The sequence below is a fragment of the Nocardia sp. NPDC058705 genome (genome assembly GCF_042749305.1).
Classification (GTDB): Bacteria; Actinomycetota; Actinomycetes; order Mycobacteriales; family Mycobacteriaceae; genus Nocardia.
In genome coordinates this window covers 35,877-54,745 of the sequence record NZ_JBHYRN010000024.1, presented here as the reverse complement: position 1 = coordinate 54,745, position 18,869 = coordinate 35,877, and the positions used below count along the sequence as shown (strand labels likewise).

The 18,869-nt window shown below is 66.7% G+C and carries 23 protein-coding genes and 1 pseudogene; 10 read left to right on the top strand and 14 right to left on the bottom strand.

Features of this window, described 5'->3' with window-relative positions:
• The first annotated feature begins 382 nt into the window (after positions 1-382).
• Genes ACFW6D_RS24170 through ACFW6D_RS24160 form a run of 3 tightly spaced genes read left to right on the top strand, consistent with a single transcriptional unit; the run spans position 383 to position 2,312 of the window.
• Positions 383-835, top strand: a complete 453-nt coding sequence (locus ACFW6D_RS24170) for an HIT family protein (protein ID WP_379331647.1) — start codon at positions 383-385, stop codon at positions 833-835.
• Entirely contained in the window at positions 832-1,671 is an 840-nt protein-coding gene (locus tag ACFW6D_RS24165; RefSeq protein ID WP_379331645.1) for a maleylpyruvate isomerase family mycothiol-dependent enzyme, read from the top strand. The genes ACFW6D_RS24170 and ACFW6D_RS24165 overlap by 4 nt, the downstream gene beginning before the upstream one ends.
• A complete protein-coding gene (locus ACFW6D_RS24160) occupies positions 1,671-2,312 on the top strand; it encodes a Type 1 glutamine amidotransferase-like domain-containing protein (RefSeq protein WP_379331643.1) in 642 nt (213 codons plus the stop codon). Before ACFW6D_RS24165 ends, ACFW6D_RS24160 begins: the two co-directional genes overlap by 1 nt.
• Before the next feature lie 35 nt (positions 2,313-2,347).
• Here the strand turns inward: ACFW6D_RS24160 and ACFW6D_RS24155 are convergent, their stop codons facing one another.
• Both ACFW6D_RS24155 and ACFW6D_RS24150 read right to left on the bottom strand, forming a co-directional pair.
• Positions 2,348-2,842: a GtrA family protein gene (locus ACFW6D_RS24155; protein WP_379331641.1), complete on the bottom strand. Its 495-nt coding sequence runs from the start codon at positions 2,840-2,842 to the stop codon at positions 2,348-2,350.
• Between the two features lie 148 nt (positions 2,843-2,990).
• Complete coding sequence (locus ACFW6D_RS24150) at positions 2,991-3,302, bottom strand: hypothetical protein (RefSeq protein WP_379331639.1); 312 nt, start codon at positions 3,300-3,302, stop codon at positions 2,991-2,993.
• Between the two features lie 351 nt (positions 3,303-3,653).
• Between ACFW6D_RS24150 and ACFW6D_RS24145 the strand changes: the two genes are divergently transcribed.
• Both ACFW6D_RS24145 and ACFW6D_RS24140 read left to right on the top strand, forming a co-directional pair.
• Positions 3,654-5,027 (top strand): FAD-binding oxidoreductase, encoded by a 1,374-nt coding sequence (locus ACFW6D_RS24145; protein WP_379331638.1) that lies wholly within the window; start codon positions 3,654-3,656, stop codon positions 5,025-5,027.
• A 20-nt stretch (positions 5,028-5,047) separates the two neighbouring features.
• Positions 5,048-5,332, top strand: coding sequence for a GNAT family N-acetyltransferase (locus ACFW6D_RS24140; protein WP_379331636.1), 285 nt, complete (start codon positions 5,048-5,050; stop codon positions 5,330-5,332).
• Position 5,333: 1 nt separating this feature from the next.
• Here the strand turns inward: ACFW6D_RS24140 and ACFW6D_RS24135 are convergent, their stop codons facing one another.
• Both ACFW6D_RS24135 and ACFW6D_RS24130 read right to left on the bottom strand, forming a co-directional pair.
• Positions 5,334-6,017, bottom strand: a complete 684-nt coding sequence (locus ACFW6D_RS24135; RefSeq protein ID WP_379331634.1) for a hypothetical protein — start codon at positions 6,015-6,017, stop codon at positions 5,334-5,336.
• A 50-nt stretch (positions 6,018-6,067) separates the two neighbouring features.
• Positions 6,068-6,394, bottom strand: coding sequence for a hypothetical protein (locus tag ACFW6D_RS24130; protein ID WP_379331632.1), 327 nt, complete (start codon positions 6,392-6,394; stop codon positions 6,068-6,070).
• Between the two features lie 56 nt (positions 6,395-6,450).
• Between ACFW6D_RS24130 and ACFW6D_RS24125 the strand changes: the two genes are divergently transcribed.
• Both ACFW6D_RS24125 and ACFW6D_RS24120 read left to right on the top strand, forming a co-directional pair.
• Complete coding sequence (locus ACFW6D_RS24125; protein WP_379331630.1) at positions 6,451-6,702, top strand: hypothetical protein; 252 nt, start codon at positions 6,451-6,453, stop codon at positions 6,700-6,702.
• Between the two features lie 24 nt (positions 6,703-6,726).
• Positions 6,727-6,933 (top strand): annotated as a pseudogene (locus ACFW6D_RS24120) (T6SS immunity protein Tdi1 domain-containing protein); the annotation flags it as partial.
• Between the two features lie 97 nt (positions 6,934-7,030).
• On the opposite strand, the gene ACFW6D_RS24115 reads toward ACFW6D_RS24120, so the two are convergent.
• The 3 genes from ACFW6D_RS24115 to ACFW6D_RS24105 form a co-directional block, all read right to left on the bottom strand.
• The gene (locus ACFW6D_RS24115) at positions 7,031-8,188 is read right to left on the bottom strand and encodes an acyl-CoA dehydrogenase (protein WP_379331628.1); all 1,158 of its coding nucleotides are present in this window, start codon (positions 8,186-8,188) and stop codon (positions 7,031-7,033) included.
• Positions 8,189-8,352: 164 nt separating this feature from the next.
• Complete coding sequence (locus ACFW6D_RS24110) at positions 8,353-9,012, bottom strand: TetR family transcriptional regulator (protein WP_379331626.1); 660 nt, start codon at positions 9,010-9,012, stop codon at positions 8,353-8,355.
• Positions 9,013-9,047: 35 nt separating this feature from the next.
• Positions 9,048-9,623: a TetR/AcrR family transcriptional regulator gene (locus ACFW6D_RS24105; RefSeq protein ID WP_379331624.1), complete on the bottom strand. Its 576-nt coding sequence runs from the start codon at positions 9,621-9,623 to the stop codon at positions 9,048-9,050.
• A gap of 85 nt (positions 9,624-9,708) precedes the next feature.
• Between ACFW6D_RS24105 and ACFW6D_RS24100 the strand changes: the two genes are divergently transcribed.
• Positions 9,709-10,641 carry an alpha/beta fold hydrolase gene (locus tag ACFW6D_RS24100; protein ID WP_379331622.1) on the top strand — a complete coding sequence of 311 codons (933 nt, stop codon included), beginning with the start codon at positions 9,709-9,711 and terminating at the stop codon, positions 10,639-10,641.
• Positions 10,642-10,750: 109 nt separating this feature from the next.
• Here the strand turns inward: ACFW6D_RS24100 and ACFW6D_RS24095 are convergent, their stop codons facing one another.
• The 3 genes from ACFW6D_RS24095 to ACFW6D_RS24085 all read right to left on the bottom strand — a co-directional run bounded on the left by ACFW6D_RS24095 (position 10,751) and on the right by ACFW6D_RS24085 (position 13,553).
• Entirely contained in the window at positions 10,751-11,620 is an 870-nt protein-coding gene (locus ACFW6D_RS24095) for a hypothetical protein (protein WP_379331620.1), read from the bottom strand.
• 99 nt (positions 11,621-11,719) lie between these two features.
• On the bottom strand, positions 11,720-12,226 hold the full coding sequence (gene purE, locus ACFW6D_RS24090) for a 5-(carboxyamino)imidazole ribonucleotide mutase (RefSeq protein ID WP_379331618.1): 507 nt from the start codon (positions 12,224-12,226) through the stop codon (positions 11,720-11,722).
• Positions 12,227-12,329: 103 nt separating this feature from the next.
• Positions 12,330-13,553, bottom strand: coding sequence for a 5-(carboxyamino)imidazole ribonucleotide synthase (locus ACFW6D_RS24085; protein ID WP_379331616.1), 1,224 nt, complete (start codon positions 13,551-13,553; stop codon positions 12,330-12,332).
• 39 nt (positions 13,554-13,592) lie between these two features.
• Here ACFW6D_RS24085 and ACFW6D_RS24080 point away from each other — a divergent pair, with 39 nt between their 5' ends.
• The gene (locus ACFW6D_RS24080; RefSeq protein ID WP_379331614.1) at positions 13,593-14,129 is read left to right on the top strand and encodes a GtrA family protein; all 537 of its coding nucleotides are present in this window, start codon (positions 13,593-13,595) and stop codon (positions 14,127-14,129) included.
• A gap of 9 nt (positions 14,130-14,138) precedes the next feature.
• Here ACFW6D_RS24080 and ACFW6D_RS24075 read toward each other — a convergent pair whose 3' ends face one another.
• From ACFW6D_RS24075 to ACFW6D_RS24065, 3 genes are all read right to left on the bottom strand, one after another.
• Positions 14,139-15,446: a sensor histidine kinase gene (locus ACFW6D_RS24075; protein ID WP_379331612.1), complete on the bottom strand. Its 1,308-nt coding sequence runs from the start codon at positions 15,444-15,446 to the stop codon at positions 14,139-14,141.
• A 3-nt stretch (positions 15,447-15,449) separates the two neighbouring features.
• Positions 15,450-16,148, bottom strand: a complete 699-nt coding sequence (locus tag ACFW6D_RS24070; protein ID WP_056818039.1) for a response regulator transcription factor — start codon at positions 16,146-16,148, stop codon at positions 15,450-15,452.
• 159 nt (positions 16,149-16,307) lie between these two features.
• Positions 16,308-16,841: a PH domain-containing protein gene (locus ACFW6D_RS24065; RefSeq protein ID WP_379331610.1), complete on the bottom strand. Its 534-nt coding sequence runs from the start codon at positions 16,839-16,841 to the stop codon at positions 16,308-16,310.
• A gap of 128 nt (positions 16,842-16,969) precedes the next feature.
• On the opposite strand from ACFW6D_RS24065, the gene ACFW6D_RS24060 reads away from it, so the two are divergent.
• Positions 16,970-17,938, top strand: coding sequence for an acyl-ACP desaturase (locus ACFW6D_RS24060; RefSeq protein WP_379331608.1), 969 nt, complete (start codon positions 16,970-16,972; stop codon positions 17,936-17,938).
• Positions 17,939-17,973: 35 nt separating this feature from the next.
• Here ACFW6D_RS24060 and ACFW6D_RS24055 read toward each other — a convergent pair whose 3' ends face one another.
• Positions 17,974-18,762 (bottom strand): biotin--[acetyl-CoA-carboxylase] ligase, encoded by a 789-nt coding sequence (locus ACFW6D_RS24055; protein WP_379331606.1) that lies wholly within the window; start codon positions 18,760-18,762, stop codon positions 17,974-17,976.
• Between the last annotated feature and the right edge of the window lie 107 nt (positions 18,763-18,869).

The window sequence follows — 18,869 nt, the reverse complement described above, 5'->3', positions numbered from 1 at the left end:
CTTCGAGCCTGGGAACAACGGGTCAGCCGACGTTACCCGTGAGTAGGTTCAACTGAAATCCTGGCAACTGTACTCGGCTCGCGGTGAGCCTAGCCGAGATGCCCGTCACAACCGAGAACTGGACGCAGGACCACAAAACGGACACCTCAGCCCTGATCAGCCGTGACAACGGGCTCTCGGCCCGGCCGGCGCCGATCGGCGCCCGCACTCAGAATCGTCGCCGCTGGTAGGGGCGCACAAGACCGCACATGATGGTCGGTTACTTACCTCGACGTCCGACTCCTGGTCGCGCTCCGTCGAATCGGACGATACGTGACGCGGCTCATTTACCCCGCACCGTCGGGCTGTTGCGCGACCCAGCTCACACCGTAGGGTCGAGCCTGTGAACGACTGCGTCTTTTGTCAGATCGTGGCGGGTACCGCACCGGCGACCATGGTCTACTCCGATGACGCGGTGTGCGCGTTCCTCGACATTCGTCCCATCACCCGGGGCCACACCCTGATCGTTCCCAAAGTCCACGCGACCGAACTCGACGATCTCGATCCCGATCTCGGCGCCCGGATCTTTCGCACCGGCCACCGGCTCGCCCGCGCCCTTCGGGTGAGCGGACTCGCCAGTGACGGCGCCAATCTCATTCTCAACGACGGCACCGCCGCCTTCCAGACCGTCGGCCACGTCCATCTGCACGTGGTCCCGCGCAAACACGGTGACAAACTCACCTTCGCCAAGGGCTTCCTCTTGCGTCGTCCGCACGAACCGAATTCGACCGCCGCGGCGATCCGCGCGGGGCTTTCCGCTCTCGACCAGAGCGAATCCGAAGGAGCACAGGGATGATCGAGACGCCCGGCCGCGAACAACTCACCGATCTGCTCGCCGAGCAGTGGGAGGCCATCGCGCTGCTGGTCGCCGACCTCGACGAAAAGGCTTGGCGCCGAACGTCTCCGCTGCCCGGCTGGACCCTGTTCGACGTGGTCGCCCACGTGATCGGCACCGAATCGTGGCTGCTCGGCGAGACACCGCCGCCGCATGATCCGTTGCGCCCCAAGACCGATGTGCGCACCCTGGGGCACGTACGCAACGAAGTGGCTGTGCTCAACGAGATCTGGGTCGACCGGTTGCGCCCGCTGTCGGGCAAGCGACTGCTCGCACTGTTCGACGAGACCACCGAGCGTCGCCGCGCCGCGCTGGCCGCCATGGACGACGACGCCTGGCAGGCCCCGACCGTCTCACCGGTCGGGCAGGTGCCCTACGGGCGGTTCATGCGGGTCCGGCTCTTCGATTGCTGGATGCACGAACTCGACCTCGCCGACGGGATCGGACGCAGCGTGCCAGAGGGTGGCGCGCGTGCCGAGGCGGCATTCGCCGAACTCACCCTCGGCCTCGGCCGTGCGGTGGTCAAGGGCGCGAAGGCGCCGGACGGTTCGCTGATCACCCTCGACCTGACCGGGCCGGTGACCAGGCAGGTTCATCTGTCGGTGGCCGGTGGGCGCGGATCGGTGCTCGACTCGACCGAGGAGGATCCGACGGCGGTGATCCGGGTGGACTCAGGGCTTTTCGCGCGACTGCGGGGCGGCCGGACGACTATCGACCGGCATCTCGACGAGGTTGTCGTCGAGGGTGACACGGCGCTCGGTGAGCGGCTCGTGCGGAATCTGTCGTTCACCATCTGATGCGACTTTTCCTGGCGTCGTACAGGTTCGGGGGTTTCGCCGATCGGCTCGTCGGGCTCGTCGGCGCGCCGGGGCGGGTCGCGGTGATTCCGAACGCGTGCGACGCGTGGCCGGACGCCTGGTCGTCGGCGGTGACCAGCGACGTGAAACCCCTTGAACAACAGGGTTATTCACCGGAAGTGCTGGATCTACGTGAGTACCTCGGGCAACCCGACCGGCTGGAACGTCATCTACGCGCGTTTCCGATGGTCTGGGTGCGCGGCGGCAACACCTTTGTCCTGCGTGCCCAATTCGCCCGCAGCGGTGCCGATTCCGTGCTTCCCGCACTGCTGCGCGAAGACGCACTCGTCTATGCGGGCTACAGCGCGGGAGCCTGCCTGCTCGGGCCCGATCTGCACGGGCTGGAAACCATGGACGATCCCGCCGAGGTGCTGCCCGCCACCGGCATCGAACCACAGTGGGACGGACTGGGATTGGTCGATCGACGACTGGTCGTCCACCTCGACTCCCCCACCGACCCCGACGGTGACGCCGCCGAGATGCTGACGCACTGCGTGGCCGAAGGGGTCCCGCACTGGGCGCTGACCGACAACGATGTGGTCCTGGTCGACGGTGATCGCACCGAGGTGCTGCGGTCCTGAAAATACTGTGGTCCTGAAATGCTGCGGTCCTGACGTCACGCCGCGGTGACGACGGCAGGCTTGCGTCGGAAGACGATCCAGCGCATCGCGCTGTACATGTACACCGCCTCGCACGCCCCCGCAACCAACCTGGCCACGTGATACTGCAGGCCAAGAGCGGCCAGGCCCGAGCCGACGCCGAGGATGAACGCGAGATAGTTCACCAGCACCACGACCGCGTACACCGCGGCCTGCTTGCCCATCGGGGCGTGCGAGTGGAAGTTGAAGGTGCGGTTGAGCACGAAGGCGAGCCCGAACGCGACGATGTAGGCGAGGGTGATCGACAACCAGACCGCCAGGCCGAGACCGCTGCGCAGGAACGTGAGCAACAGCAGGTCGACACCGAAGGTGAAGCTGTTGATCAGCGCGAAGCCGAGAAACGTCGCGGGCACATACCGGTCCAGCCCCCACGGCAGGCGCGCGACGACCGCCTCGCACCAACGGGTGAATCGGTCGGCCACCGACTCGGTGACACTCGCCTGATGCTCCACGCCGCCAGCCTGCCAGCGGCAGGTGAAGTCAGGGTGAGCAAAGGGCAAACGGGTGGGCCGGGCCCTCGGCGCGGCGACCTGCTGGGGGCGTCAGCGACCGCGGACCGGCCGGGATCGTCAGCGACCGACCGTGGTGACCGACGGATCGTCAGCGACCGACTGCGGCGATCGGCCTGGTGTCGAACGAGGTCCAAGCGGCCAGGCAGCGGCGACGGGTGAGCTCGTCGGACTCGGCGAGGAGGGCATCGCGGAGCAGGCAGGGATCCGCGGCCCAGTGTTGGGCGATCTCGGACAGCGCGCGGACACCGAACACGCCGGTCGCCTCCAGCGCCCGCACCCATTCGTCGTGTGCGCCGACGTAGACGCGATGCACCACGTCGGTGTCGACGCCCGAGTCGGCGAACTCGGCGGCCAACAGCGCACCGACCATCTCAGCGCGGTTCTGCGGTTCCTGCATCATCGCCAGTCCTCCCTGCGAAAAACGGTGCGGCGCAACAGCGTCGCGTGATCGATGCGCGACAAACGCACCGTGGAGCAGAACTCGAAACACGCTGGGCCGCGTGGCAATTCAGCCATCGAACACACCCGGTACAGGCATTGTCGCCGATTGGACGGCGTATACACCAACCGGACGCGCCAGATCACAGTCATGCGGAAATTCACTTGTTCGGAAACACATCAGATCTGGTCAAGTGATCACCATGTTCCTGTGCAGGATCGCTCTCGGGCGATGCTTGCGTGAGTGCGTGGTGATCAATTGACCAGGACGAAGTGCCCGCGGTGGACGGGGTGCGCGGGTTAGCGTGGACAGGTGGACGAGCGCAGCGGTGACCTCGATTCGTTGATTTCGGCGGTGTCGGACGGGGCGGTCGTCATCGACCCCGATCTGCTGGCGGGATATCGGCAGGATTGGGCGCGTGATCCGGATGCGGGGACGCCGCTGGCGGTGGTGCGGGCGCGCAGTACCGCCGATGTGGCGGCGACCGTGCGCTGGGCGCACGCGCATCGGGTGCCGGTGGTGCCGCGTGGCGCCGGGTCCGGGTTGTCCGGTGGGGCGACCGCAGTCGACGGCGGGATCGTGCTCAGCACCGAGTTGATGCGCGAGATCAGCGTCGACACCGTGACCCGGATCGCGGTGGTGCAGCCCGGGCTGCTCAATGCCGAGGTGAAGCGGGCCGTCGCGGCGGAGGGGCTGTGGTACCCGCCGGACCCGTCGTCGTTCGAGATCTGCTCGATCGGCGGCAACGCGGCGACCAACGCGGGCGGGCTGTGCTGCGTGAAGTACGGCGTGACCACCGACTACGTGCTCGGCATGGAAGTGGTGCTGGCCGACGGGACCGTGGTGCGACTCGGTGGACCGCGACTCAAGGATTCGGCCGGGTTGTCGTTGACGAAACTGTTCGTCGGGAGCGAGGGCACGCTCGGGGTGATCACCGAACTCACCCTGCGGTTGCTGCCCGCGCAGCCGCCGCAGTCGACCGTCGTCGCGAGTTTCGGCTCGCTCACCGCCGCGACCGACGCGATCCTGGCGATCACCTCGACCCTGCGCCCCGCCATGCTCGAATTCATGGACACCGTCGCGATCAACGCGGTCGAGGACGAGATGCGCATGGGGCTGGACCGCACCGCTGCGGCCCTGCTCGTCGCCCGCTCCGATGCGCCCGGCGAATTCGCCGGGCACGAAGCACAAGTGATGGTGGGACTGTGCGAGAAGGCCGGGGCCACAGAGGTTTTCCACACAGCCGACGCAACAGAAGGTGAAGCTTTCACCGCCGCAAGACGATTCGCGATTCCCGCCGTGGAGAAGATCGGGCCACTGCTGCTCGAAGACGTCGGCGTGCCGCTGCCCCGCCTCGGCGACCTGATCGCCGGCGTCGCCGCGATCGGGGAACGCAACGAGGTGCTCGTCTCGGTGATCGCGCACGCGGGCGACGGCAACACCCACCCGCTGATCGTGCACGACCCCACCGACCCCGACAACACCGCCCGCGCCCACCGCGCCTTCGGCGAGATCATGGACCTGGCCATCGCCCTCGGCGGCACCATCACCGGCGAACACGGCGTCGGCCGGTTGAAAAAGGCCTGGCTGCCCGACCAGGTCGGCCCCGACGTCATGGCCCTGACCCGCCGCATCAAAGACGCCCTCGACCCCGAAGGCATCCTCAATCCGGGCGCGGTCCTGTAGCCCGACTAGCATCGGTGGATATGACCACCAGGCTCGAGCACAACGTCGACGACACCCGCTACGAGATCTACCACGACGATGTCCTCGCGGGATACGCCGACTACGCCGAACGCGAAGACCCCAAGGTCCGCGACTTCCACCACACCATGACCTTCCCCGAATTCCGGGGCCGCGGCGTGGCGGCCGAGGTCGTGAAATACGGCCTCGACGACTCCCGCGACCACGGCTACCAGGTCATCCCCACCTGCTGGTACGTCGAGAAGTACATCGCCGAACACCCCGAATACGCCGGACTCGTCCCGTAATTCAGCGGGTTTCCTGCGTCAGTCGGTCGACCGCGATTTGGAAGACGTTGCCCAGCACACCGATCTCGGCGGCCAAGCCCTCCTCGGGCATCGGGGGCAGGATCGCCAGCGCCGAGACGACGTATTTGCCGACGCGGGCGACGTAGCGTTGCTGGCCGATCTGGGTCTGCTTCGGCGGTGCGTCGCCGATACGCGTCTCCTGGGTTCCGGCGGTTCGGATCGCAACACTCTCCGCGGCAACGGTTTTCGGCGGATCGATCGCAGTCACCTTCATGCGCAACGTGTTGCCGGTCCCGGTGCGCGCCTCGACGTCGGCGCACCGCTGCGCGAGCGCGGTCAAATCGGCCACCGCCAGATCGGACTCGACGATCTGCACGAGGAACACGGCCGGGTTGGTACCGGAGGTAACCGATTCCTTCGCCCCGGCCCCCACCGGGTTCTCGATCAGCGACCGACAACTCTCGTCGGTGAACGTGAGCGGCACCGCCGTACCCGGCTGATCCGCGGAGATACTCTCCGGTTTACTCGGCATCTCATACCCCGCCGGATACTCCACCAGCCGTGGCAACGATTTCAACGCGACAATCGCAGGCCGCTCCTGCGCACACCCCGCCGCAACGAGCGCCACCGCAGCCAGCACCACCACACCCCACCGACTACGCCGCACCGCAGAGACCAACGTCATCCTCGAACCACCTCACGGCCCGGTATCTCCGGGCCACTCGGCCGATCACGCTAGTGGTCGCCGACCTCGAGGTCCGGCCCCTCGCGCCGAGCTATGTCATCTACCAAAGATCCCCGAATATCTACGTCAGCAATCCAGCCCGCACCGTTCGCACTCGGCCCCCACTGCAGATGTGCTGAACCTTCGCCGTCGAGAAGGAACTCGACGATGCCTTGCAACTCCGCTTGCGCGACCTCGACAGACGTGGAAACCGATCCCTTCCCCAGCGCACCACAGATCATGCCGCCGTTTAGGAGAAACATCGAGTGCCGCCAACCGCCAAGGGTTCGGTACAGGTAGATCGAGCGGGGAGTGCCCCACCGATTCTTGCGCGCCATGACAATCACCGTAGCCTGGCCTGGATCGAAAGCTTTTGTGCTGCTTTGATATACGGATGAATTCCGAAGCCTTTCGGCTGATCCAACCTCTGCGCCTGATCGAGGCGGCGCCGGGGTGGTCCGAACAATTTCCAACTTTCGAGGCCGTGGTCGGGTATTCCGATCTCGGCCACGTCTTTCTCGCCGAATCCAGCGGGGAATTCGCGGTACTGCATCCGTTCAAAGCCGCGGCCAAGAGCTACGGCCGATTTCCCAGCATCGAAGACTTCGCCGACTCCGTGCTGCGCGACCCCGATTTCGCCGCCTAAGTCCTACTCCCCGACCACGTCGCCGAGGTCCGCGCCCTCCTCGGCCCGCTCGGCGAGGACCAGGTCTACATCCCCGAGCCCTATCCGTTCCTCGGCGGCTCGATGGAGCCCTCGACCTACACCACCGGCGAGGTCTGGACCATCCTTGACCTGGTGGCCCAGTTCCACGGTGTCGGCGCCCCGGAGCCGACACCGCGACGTGGCCTGCGGCGGCTGTTCGGGCGCGGCTGATCTGATTGGGCGGCGGTGGTTTCGACGCTGACCCGATAACGGGCGCGGCCCCCCGAAAGAAATTCGAGGGGCCGCGAAACGCGCGCTCAGGTGCGGGTCAGCGCAGGATGTTGCGGGCCATGACCAGTCGCTGGATCTGGTTGGTGCCTTCGTAGATCTGGGTGATCTTCGCGTCGCGCATCATGCGCTCGACCGGGAAGTCGGTGGTGTAGCCGGCGCCGCCGAAGAGCTGGACGGCGTTGGTGGTGACCTCCATGGCCACGTCGGAGGCGAAGCACTTGGCGGCGGCGGAGATGAAGCCGAGGTTCTTCTCGCCGCGCTCGGCGCGGGCCGCGGAGGTGTAGACCATCAGGCGGGCGGCCTCGATCTTCATGGCCATGTCGGCCAGCATGAACTCGGTGTTCTGGAAGCTGGCGATGGTCTTGCCGAACTGCTTGCGATCCTTGGTGTAGGCGATCGCGGCGTCCAGCGCACCCTGGGCCAGGCCGACGGCCTGCGCGCCGATGGTCGGGCGGGTGTGGTCCAGGGTCTGCAGGGCGGTCTTGAAACCGGTGCCGGGCTCGCCGACGATGCGGTCGCCGGGGATGCGGCAGTTCTCGAAGTAGAGCTCGGCGGTGGGCGAACCCTTGATGCCCAGCTTGTGCTCGAGCGGGCCGACCACGAAGCCCTCGTCGTCCTTGTGGACCATGAACGAGGAGATGCCGTTGGCACCCTTGTCGGCGTCGGTCACCGCCATCACGGTGTACCAGGAAGACTTGCCGCCGTTGGTGATCCAGCACTTGGAGCCGTTGAGGACCCAGTCGTCGCCGTCGGCCTTGGCACGGGTGCGCATGGCGGCGGCGTCGGAACCGGCCTCACGCTCGGACAGCGCGTAGGAGGCCATCTCGCCGTTGACGATGTCTGCCAGGACCTTGGTCTTGAGCTCTTCGGAGCCGTTGAGGATCAGGCCCATGGTGCCGAGCTTGTTCACGGCGGGGATCAGCGAGGAGGAGCCACAGACGCGGGCGACTTCCTCGATCACGATACAAGTGGCGACCGAGTCGGCACCCTGGCCGCCATAGGCCTCCGGCACGTGCACGGCGTTGAAGCCCGCGGCGTTGAGCGCGGTGAGCGCCTCCTCCGGGAAGCGGGAGTTGCCGTCGACGTCCTTGGCGTACGGAGCGATTTCCTTCTCGGCGAGGCCGCGGATCGCGCCGCGCAGCTCGTCGTGGAAGTCCTCGAGCTTGAACAGGTCGAAATCGGGGTTACCGGCCATCGGGGGCACACTCCTGGTCGTGGTCGTGATCGCTGCGGTCACAGCGCGTGGTGCGTCGGCACGCAGTGCCAATCTAGTGATGATTATACGCGCGGCACTCTAGCGCTACATGCGGATATGCGGGTGGCACTCAGTGTCACCGCGCTCGGCAGCATGAGCGGCACTCACAGGTTACCGAGGCGAGCGGTGAGTAGATCGGCCACCTTGCGCGGCGGCATGTCGCGCGGGAACACCGCGAGCACCATGTCCTCGGGCTCGGCGTGGGCCCGCCTGCCACGCGGGATCATGTCCAACTCGGTGCGCAGATCGGCCACCGTGGCACCCGATTCGCCGCGCACCATGCGCCGCAGCAGGTAGTTGTGGGTCGCGGTCACCGCCGCCGTGTACTGCACCCGCGCGAGATCGGGCACCTCCGGCAACCGGGCGCGCAGGAACTCGGTGAACAGCCGCTCGTACCGGAACACCGTGACGATCTCGCGCTCGCGCAACGCCGGCACCCGCCGCACCACCTGATACCGCCGCGCCGCGATATCGCGCCACTGCGTGAACCGCTCGAACACCCCGATCACGGCCTCACAGATCGCCTCCCACGGATCACCCTCGACCCCTTCGAGAAACTCCTCCGCCGAAGCGAGCTGGAACTCGTGATCAGCGAAGATCACATCCTCTTTCGACCGGAACTGCCGAAAGAACGTCCGCCGAGAAATCCCCGCCGCCACCGCGATCTCATCCACCGTCGTCGCCTCGTACCCCCGCTCGGCGAACAACCGCAACGCCTGATCAACCACCGTAAGCCGAAACTGCGCCGCGTCGTCGTGTGCCACGGGGTGTAACCGTAGTCATCGGTCTTCAGCGCGGATCAGGCAGTCGGCCGCCCCGTGAACACGGCGACCAGTTCTGCCATCCCCGCGACGACCTGGTCGGGTGACCCACCGCCCGCGAGACGACGGAGCTGGAGGCCGACCAATGCGGCGACTGCCAGTGGGGCCGCCGATTCGGCATCGGCGACACCGAGGGCGCGCAGGATCGACACCGCGAGGCGGTCGTAGGTGTCGAAGAATTCGGCGGTCGCGGAATGTAGGGCCGGGTGTCTGGCGGCCTGTACGAAGAGTTCGAACCATGCGATGTGGTCGCCGCCGAAGCCTGTGTCGGTGACGATGCCGCCGAGAATTTCACCCGCCTGGGCGAGGTCGAGCTCACCTGCGGCGGCACGGTCGGCGAGCTGGGTGAACTTGACGGTTTCGTCGGCGACGAAGGCTGCCATGCCGGCTTCGACCAGGTCACGCTGGGTGGCGAAATGATAGGTGAGCGTGCCCAGCGAGATGCCTGCCTCGGTGGCGATCCGCCGATTGGTGACCGCTGCCGCGCCGTTGGTTCCCATGATTCGCACGACCGCTCGGATGATGCGGTCCCGGGTGGGCTCCGATTGTGACATGGGTCTTGCTTCCCTCGGCGACTCGAATCGCGCTATCGTTGTCTCGTTCGTTCGAACGAACGATAGCAGAGGATCGGAGCCTTCGATGGCCGTCCAGCCCACCCCCTTTCGCCAAGCGCGCTTTCGGGATCTGCCCGCCCGGCCCGCTCGTTCACATTCGTTCTTCCAGCTACCCGCGATGGACCTGCCGATGGACTCCGCCAGGTATGGGCGGATTCGAATTCGCTACCGCACCAGCGGAACCGGGCCGCCCTTGCTGCTCGTCCACGGGCTGATGACCACGTCCTACTCGTGGCGATACGTGATAACCGAACTCGCCGAACACTTTCGGGTCGTGGCGGTCGACCTGCCCGGTTGCGGTGGCAGCGAAGCTCCCCCGGATGCGACGTATCGTTGCGCCGAGATCGGTGATTGGCTGGGCGAGTTCCAGGATGCGCTGGGTATCAAAGGCTGTGCGGTGGTGGGAAATTCGCTCGGCGGTTTGCCCGTGATGCATCGCGCGCTGGACGCCACCGACTCGTTTCGGAAGGTAGTGGTCCTGCATTCGCCACTGTTGCCGGAGGTCAAGCACCGCGCGCTCGCCGCCGTGCTGGCGGTGCCCGGTGTCGCAGCCGGACTCGCGGCGTACATCCGACGACAGCCGTACCGATGGGCGCACCATCGAACGCATTATTTCGACGAGACGGTGAAGTCGCTGGAAGAGGCGGGCGAGTACGGATCGGCGCTGGCGAGCTCCGCAGGCTCGCGGGCCTTCGTCCGACACCTGCGCGACGGTCTTCGCCCCGCCGACCTCGCCGCCCTCGGACGCAGGCTCGCCGACCTGGACAGTTTCCCGGTACCGCTGCTCGCCGTCTACGGCACCGAACCCGACCCGATCGTGTCGCCGCGGGTGGCCGACGCGCTCACAGAGCGCCTGCCGTCCGCGCGAATGGTGCGCGTCGACCGCACCTCCCATTTCGTCCAGGTCGACCGGCCCGACGCGGTCATCGACACCCTCGTCGAGTTCCTGAAATCATGAAATGACGCACCGCGATCATCGAGACCGCGGGTCATTCCCCCATGTCGAGGCACCGGAAGCCGTCGCCGTTATCCTGCAAAGTTTCCTCTGATCCGGCCGCGTAGGCCCGTCACTCACTCAGCAGTTCTTCGACGGAAGATACGTCCAGGGATCGACGGAGCCATGTTGCCAACTGGAGTTCGTCGGGACAGCTGCGAATGCGATCCGCCGCGTCCTCGGTGACGAGAACGCCTCGGTGTCGGAGGATCATCAGCACATCCTCGGCGCGACCTTCGACGCGTCCCTGAGCCCTGAGCTTCTGCGCGGATTCGGAACGGAAGAACGAGAGGTCGGTAGCCATGTGCTTCCTCCAGGTCTCGGCGGCGTCAGTATGGGAGATGCCCTGTTCGATCAGCTCGACGTAGAACTCGGTCGTCTCGTTTCCGCCCAACCGACGAATGCCCGCGACGATCGCTCCCAGTATCGCACCGATCTCCGGCTCGCGAGCGTGGGTGACAGCCGACAACGCCGCCAGGGGTAGATCCTGGACAACTGCCGCCGGGTCGATGATCGCCGGCACATTGTGCGGACCAAGCACCAACGGGTGCAGTGTGATCGTGGTCCAGAAAGTGTGGCCCAGTTTCATCGGAGCCGTTGCCCACTGCGCGGTGGCGCGATCGTGGCAGATGACGACGAGGATGACCGGCAGCTTGTACTTGTTCCGCAGAAAGGTCACGTAATACGACCACGCTTCAGGTCGTGAAGTGTCGGCCGCGGACTGAGCCTCGACCACCATCAGGAATCTGTCATCGACAGTCGTGATGTCCAAGATCGTGTCAGCGCGCCGTTCGACCGGAGCCGTCTCCGTGAGGTCTACCGAAACTTGCTCTACCGCAGTCGGCTTGGAGAAGGGGAGCTTCAGTACGGCGAAGGCGTGGGCTATCGCCGCCGCATCGTGCTGGAAGATCCGATGCATCGCTTCGTGCGATGAGGTCACCATGTGGCGACAGTACGTCCGATCGAACATCAGTACGAAAGGGGCGGCGATTCCTTGGAATTCGGCGATTCGGACTCCGTGGCGAGGTTTCGCCCCGCCGGGCTAGCCCAGGAGTTTGTTGCGGAGGGCTTCGTCTTTGGCGAGGACCATTTGTTCGAGGCCGGCCTGAAACTGTTCCATGCGAGTGCGCAGGGCGTCGTCGGTGGTGGCGAGGATTCGGGTGGCCAGCAGGCCTGCGTTGCGGGCGCCGCCGATGGAGACGGTGGCTACGGGGACGCCTGCGGGCATTTGGACGATGGAGAGGAGGGAGTCCATGCCGTCGAGGTATTTGAGGGGGACGGGGACGCCGATGACGGGGAGGGGGGTGGCGGAGGCGACCATGCCGGGGAGGTGGGCGGCGCCGCCTGCGCCGGCGATGATGACTTTGAGGCCGCGGTCTGCTGCTTCGCGGGCGTAGTCGAGCATGCGCTGGGGGGTGCGGTGGGCGGAGACGACGCCGACCTCGAAGCGGATGCCGAATTCGGCGAGGGCTTCTGCGGCGGCTTCCATGGTCGGCCAGTCGGAGTCGCTGCCCATGATGAGGCCGACCTGAGGTCCGTTGGTGCTCACGTGAGTTCCTTAGGGTTGTCGGGTGTGACGGGTGACGCGGCAGTTTCGCACCCGAGGGGCTCTACTGGGCGCCCGCTCGAAACCTGTTGCGGGCGAAGGGATCTCACTCTCCGTGCGGGTCCCAGCCGTCGGTCCAGACGGCGTGCGACATCCAGTGGGCCGCACGCTCGGCCTTTTCGCGGACCGTGACGACGTCGTCTCCGAGGATGTTGATGTGGCCGATCTTGCGGTCGGGGCGCTCGCCCTTGCCGTAGAGGTGGACCTTGGCTTCGGGCAGGCGGGCGAACAGGTGGTGCAGGCGTTCGTCCATCGACATCTCGGGAGCTTCGGCGGCACCGAGGATGTTCGTCATCACCGTCACCGGAGCGAGCGGGCTGGTGTCGCCGAGGGGGTAGTCCAGGACCGCGCGCAGGTGCTGTTCGAACTGGCCGGTGCGGGCACCGTCCATGCCCCAGTGGCCGGAGTTGTGCGGGCGCATCGCGAGCTCGTTCACCAGGAGTTCGCCGTCGTTGGTTTCGAACAACTCGACGGCCATGACACCCACCACACCGAGGCCCGCGGCCAGCTCCAGCGCCATGGTCTCGGCGCGGGCGGCCACGTCCTCGTCCAGGTCCTGGGCGGGGGCGATCACGACGGCGCACTGGCCGTTGCGCTGCACGGTCTCCACGACGGGCCAGGTCGCGGCCTGTCCGAAGGGCGAGCGGGCGACCATCGCCGACAGCTCACGCTTCAGTGAGACCTTCGACTCAGCAAGCAGCTGCACGCCGTGCGCGAGCTGATCGGTCACGAGCTGAGTGGCCTCGGCGGTGTCCGCGGGCATCCACACGCCACGACCGTCGTAACCGCCGCGCACGGCCTTCAACACGAACGGCCAGCCGTGCTCGTCACCGAAGGCGACGGCGTCGGAAACAGCAGTGACCTCGACGAACGCCGGAACCGGCAGACCCAGCCCGGACAGCTTCAACCGCATGGCCAGCTTGTCCTGGGCGAAGATCAGTGCCTGCGGCGGCGGGGCGACATTCACACCCTCGGCAACAAGAACCTCGAGGTGCTCGGTCGGCACGTGCTCGTGGTCGAAGGTCAGCGCGTGCGAGCCGTGGGCGGCCTTGCGCAGCGCGGACAGGTCGTCGTGGCTGCCGAACACGACGTCGGGGGTGACCTGGGCGGCCGGGTCGTCGGGCCGCTCGGCGAGCACCCGTAGACGCTGGCCGAGGGCGATCGCGGCCTGGTGCGTCATGCGCGCGAGCTGGCCCCCACCGACCATCGTGACGGTGGGCATGGCTGACGGATCGAATGAACGTGCACTCACGTCGGACAATGTTGTCATGTCGAAAGCAAATGTTTGCGACCGGTACACTCAGAACTCGTGTCAATCGTCGACGACGTGGTCAACGTCCTACCCCCGCGCATGCGTGCGACTGCGATCAAGCATAAAGAGCTGATCAAGTTCGCCATTGTCGGAGCGACCACGTTCGTCATCGACAGCGGCCTGTTCTACCTCCTGAAATGGACGATCCTTTCGGAGAAGCCGATCACCGCCAAGATCATCTCCGGCGTGGTCGCGGTGATCGCGTCCTACGTTCTCAACCGGGAATGGTCGTTCAAGAACCGGGGCGGGCGGGAAAAGCATCACGAGGCGCTGCTGTTCTTCGGGGTGAGCGGGGTCGGGGTGGTCCTGGCCAATATCCCGCTGTGGATCTCGATCTATGTGCTCGATCTGCGGCAGCCGCATGTGAGCTTCCTGGTCGAGAACCTGGCCGACTTCTTCAGCGCGTTCATCATCGGCAACCTGCTGCAGATGGCGTTCCGGTTCTGGGCGATGCGGCGCTGGGTGTTCCCCGACGAGATGGACGAGATCGTCGAGGAGTTCGAGGACCTGGTCGAAGAGGGCCACCACAGCTGAGCCGCTGACTCAGCGCGGCTCGGTAAGCGTCGCGTTCTGCGGACGGTTGGGCTTGGAGCCGAGGAACACCGCGAACAGGGCAGGGCGTCGACGTTGCAGCTCGAGCCGACCACCGTCAGCCTCGACCAGCGCGCGGGCGAGCGCGAGACCGACGCCGGTCGACCCGCCCGCCGAGAACCCACGATCGAAGATGTGCGGTGCCAGCTCATCGCGCACCCCCTCCCCTTCGTCGGACACCTCCACGCAGATCAGCGGATCGCGCGAACTCATCGTCGGGACGGTGCGGACCGAGACCGTGCAGGTGCCGCCGCCGTGCATCAGAGCATTGTCGACCAGCACCGCGACCGCCTCGCGCAGCCGGGAACCGCTGATCGGGGCCTGTAGGGATTCGTCGCCGAGCAGGAGGAGTTCGCGTCCGGCCTCGTGGAACGGGTGGGTCCACTCGGTGACCACCCCGCGCAGTTCCGCCATCACCGGGACCGGATCGCGGTCGGTGGCGTCTTCGTCGCGGGAGGCGCGGACCAGGTCGTCGATGGCCTCGGTGAGTCGGTCGACCTGCGCCATCGCCTCCTCGGCCTCGTGCACCACCTCGGGATCGGCGTGGGTGGACAACTCGTCCAGGCGCAGCCGAACGGCGGTCAGGCGGCTGCGTAGCTGGTGGGAAACGTCGGCTACCAGCGCGTGCTCGCGTTGCAGGCGGCCCGCGATCTCCACCGTCGCCGAATCGAGGACGTCGGAGACCCGGTCGAGTTCGGCGATGCCGTGGCGGCGCGGATCGGGTCGGAAGTCGCCCATCGCCAGCCGGGCGGCCCTGGCGGCCACATCGCGCAGGGGGTCGGCGACGCGGCGCGCGGTCACCACGGCGACCGAGAACGCCGCACCGAGCGAGGCGAGCACGGCCAACGCCACCGCGGCCACCGCCTGCTCCTGGCGCGAATGCATCGGCCCGGCGGGCACCTCGAGCCGCAGCGAACCGGAGGTGCCCATCGACAGCGATTCGACCAGCGGATCGGTGACTTCCTCGGCGCCGATATCGGTGCGCGCGGCATTGTCGTGCGGGGCCGGATAGACGATCGTGAGCTTGCCGCCCTCGGGGACCAGCGCGCTCATGGCCCGCACGTCGAGACCGTTGGGGACGGTTCCGTCGTCACCTTCCTGGGCGATCACCTCGGTCGAGATCCGTTCGAGGCGACTCTGTAGGTCGTTGCGGGTGATGTCCTCGACCCACAGCCAGGCGGTGTAGATCAGCGGCACGCCGAGCACCACCGTGGTGATGGTCAACACGGTGAGGATCGAACGCAGGATGCGGCGGCGCACCCGTCAGCCTCGGTGCGAGGTGGGTCCGTCGGTGTTGAGCCGGAACCCGACACCGCGCACGGTGACGATCCGGCGCTCCGCCATCGGGCCCTCGTCGCCGATCTTGCGACGCAACCAGGACATGTGCATGTCGAGGGTCTTGGAACCGCGCAGATCCGCGTCGCCCCAGACCTCACGCAGGATGGTCTCGCGCGCCACCACCTGACCGGCCCGGTCGATGAGCACCTTGAGCAGCTCGTACTCCTTGTTGGCCAGGTTCACCTCGGCGCCATTGACCAGCACGCGGCGCGCCGCGGGTTCGAGCCGGATCGCGCCGACCTCCACCGCGTCGTCACCGATTCCGCTGCGCCGCAACAGGGCTCGCACGCGGGCGAGGAGTTCGGCCAGCCGGAACGGTTTGCCGACGTAGTCGTCGGCGCCCGCGTCCAGACCGACGACGAAGTCGACCTCGTCGGTGCGGGCGGTGAGCATGAGTACCGCCAGATCGGCGCCGCTCGCGCGCACCTGCCGACAGACTTCCAGGCCGTCCATGCCGGGCAGGCCGAGGTCGAGGATGAGCAGGTCGTGGTTGCCCTCGAGGGCCCGGCGCAACACCGCGGGGCCGAAGCGTTCGACGGTGACGGTGTAGCCCTCACGCCCCAGCGCACGCGAGAGGGGTGCGGCAATCGCCTCGTCGTCTTCAGCCAGCAGTACTGCGGTCATCTGCACAGGTTAGGCGAAACCTCCGCCTGCGCTCCGGCCATGCGCGGCTGAGGAACGCTACGCGTCGGCGCCTGATCTGCGAAACCTCCGCCTGCGCTCCGGCCATGCGCGGCTGAGGAACGCTGCGCGTCGGCGCCGGATCGAGGTTTCCGAGCAGGGTCACCGGTAGCCGCCGCCCCAGTGCTGTTCGTTGGCGGAACGGCCCGCCTCGAACACCTGGTGGTAGAGCAGCGAGTGGACCTGCTGCACCTGGGGTACGTCGTCGTATTCGAGCGGCTCCTCCGACGAGGACCCGATGATCAGCGTGCCGGTGCCGAGTACGCGGTCCCAGAGCCCGTGGCGGAACTGCACACTGGAGATGCGGCTGAGCGGGATGTCGATGCCGGTGTGGGTGAGCACGCCCTGGCGCACGAGCACCCGTCGCCCGGTGACGATGAAATGCGTGGACTTCCAAGCGATCACCCGCGCGACGACCCGCCACGCGATCAGCCCGATCCAGATCAGCCCGATCAGGATCAGCAGCACCGTGCGCACGTGGCCGGTGGTGTTGCGGTAGGCGAGCCCACCGAGGAAACCGGCGAGCGCGGTGACCGCGATGAGAAAGACGATGGGCCACACCAGCATTTTCCAATGCGGGTGGCGGTGCAGGATCAACTGCTCGTCGGGCGCGAGGACATCCTCCGGGTAACCCATGCCCCGAACAGTACCGCGATGGCACACCGCATTTCTCGATGCCACGACCGAGGCGATACTGTGGATTACACGCTAGATGCCAGGTTTTGCCCATATCTGCTTGCTCGACACCGACAGTGGAGGCACGCGTGACCAAAGATCTGACTCAGCTCGAAATCCTCACGGCCCTCGAACCTGTGGCCGAACAGAACCTCAACCGGCACCTTTCCATCGCCAAGGACTGGAATCCGCACGATTACGTGCCGTGGGAGGAAGGCCGCAATTTCGCCGCGATGGGCGGAACCGACTGGGAGCCTTCGCAATCCAGGCTCACCGACGTCGCCAAGGCCGCGATGATCACCAATCTGCTCACCGAGGACAATCTGCCGTCCTATCACCGTGAGATCGCCGAGAACTTCTCCCTCGACGGCGCGTGGGGAACCTGGGTCGGCCGCTGGACCGCCGAGGAGAACCGCCACGGCATCGTGATCCGCGACTACCTCGTGGTCACCCGTGGCGTCGACCCGGTGGCCCTCGAAGAAGCGCGGATGGTCCACATGACCCAGGGTGCGCACGCGCCGGCGAACTGGGGTGGATTCCTGGTCAACGTCGCGTATGTGACGTTCCAGGAGTTGGCCACCCGGGTGAGCCACCGCAACACCGGACGCGTGTGTGACGACGCCGTCGCCGACAAGATGCTGGCGCGCGTGGCCACCGACGAGAACCTGCACATGATCTTCTACCGCAACCTGTGCGCGGCGGCCCTCGACCTCGCCCCCGACCAGGCGATGCCCGCGATCACCAAGGTGCTCACCAACTTCCAGATGCCGGGCGCGGGCATGCCCAACTGGCGGCGCAACGGCGTACTGATGGCCAAGCACGGCATCTACGACCTGCGCCAGCACCTCGACGAAGTGGTGCGCCCGGTGCTCAAGCAGTGGAACGTCTTCGAGCGCAACGACTTCGGCGCACGCGGTGAAGCGGCACGCGATGAACTCGCCCTGTTCATCGACAAGCTGGAGAAGGACGTGCTGCGCTTCGAAGAGCAGCGCGACCGGCTGCTCGCGCGCGAGCGCGAGGTGGCCGAGCGTGCGACCGCGGGTGCGGCCGCACGCTGATCCGTGCCTGGGACGGGTCCGTCGAGGACCCGTCCTCAGTACTGTCCGCGCAGGTGGGAGACGTCGCCCGCGGACACCGCCCGCTCGCCGATGAGCAGCCGTCCGGTGTCGTCGACGCCGGACGCCACCCCGGTGAGCACCGTCCCGCCGGGCAGTTCGGCGCGCACCTCGATCCCGATGGTGGCGCACCGCTCGCGGTATTCGGCCACCAGCTCGGTGGTGTCCCAGCCCGACCGTTCCCACGCGGTGAAGCGGCGCGCGAATTCGGCCAGGATCGCCGCGACCAGGGCGGTGCGGTCGATGTCGGAAGCTCCGGCCAGCGACAGCGAAGTCGCGTGGGCGACAGGCAGTTCCGACTCGTCGAGGTCGACGTTCATGCCGATGCCGACCACCACCGCGGGAGCGATCCCGGTTTGAGCGACCTCGGCCAGAATGCCCGCGAGCTTGCGGCCGTCGAGCAGCACATCGTTGGGCCACTTCAGTTCCGGCGAAACCCCGGCCGCACCGCGCAGCGCGTCGACCACGGCGATGCCGGTGAGCAACGGCAACCAACCGAGCGCGGTGGGATCGATGCCGGGCAGGCGCACCAGAATCGACAGCGAGATCTGCGCGCGGGGCGGACTCACCCACGCGCGGGCATGTCGGCCGCGACCGCTCACCTGTTCCTCGGCGAGCAGGGCTTGACGGTCGACAGCGGGGTCGGCAGCGCGGGCGACGAGATCGGCGTTGGTAGATCCGGTCGACTCGACCACATCTATCCGGTCGAAGAACGACACTCCCGTCGAGCTGCGCAGACGCTGAACATCCAAGGGTGCCCGGTTCATTCTCGGGAGGTTACTGGAGTGTTCTGTTAATGGTCACGACCATACCTAGCTGGGGTTTCTCTACTGACCGGTAAGCGAGACTGCCGTAGTGCGTAACGGTGTCACTC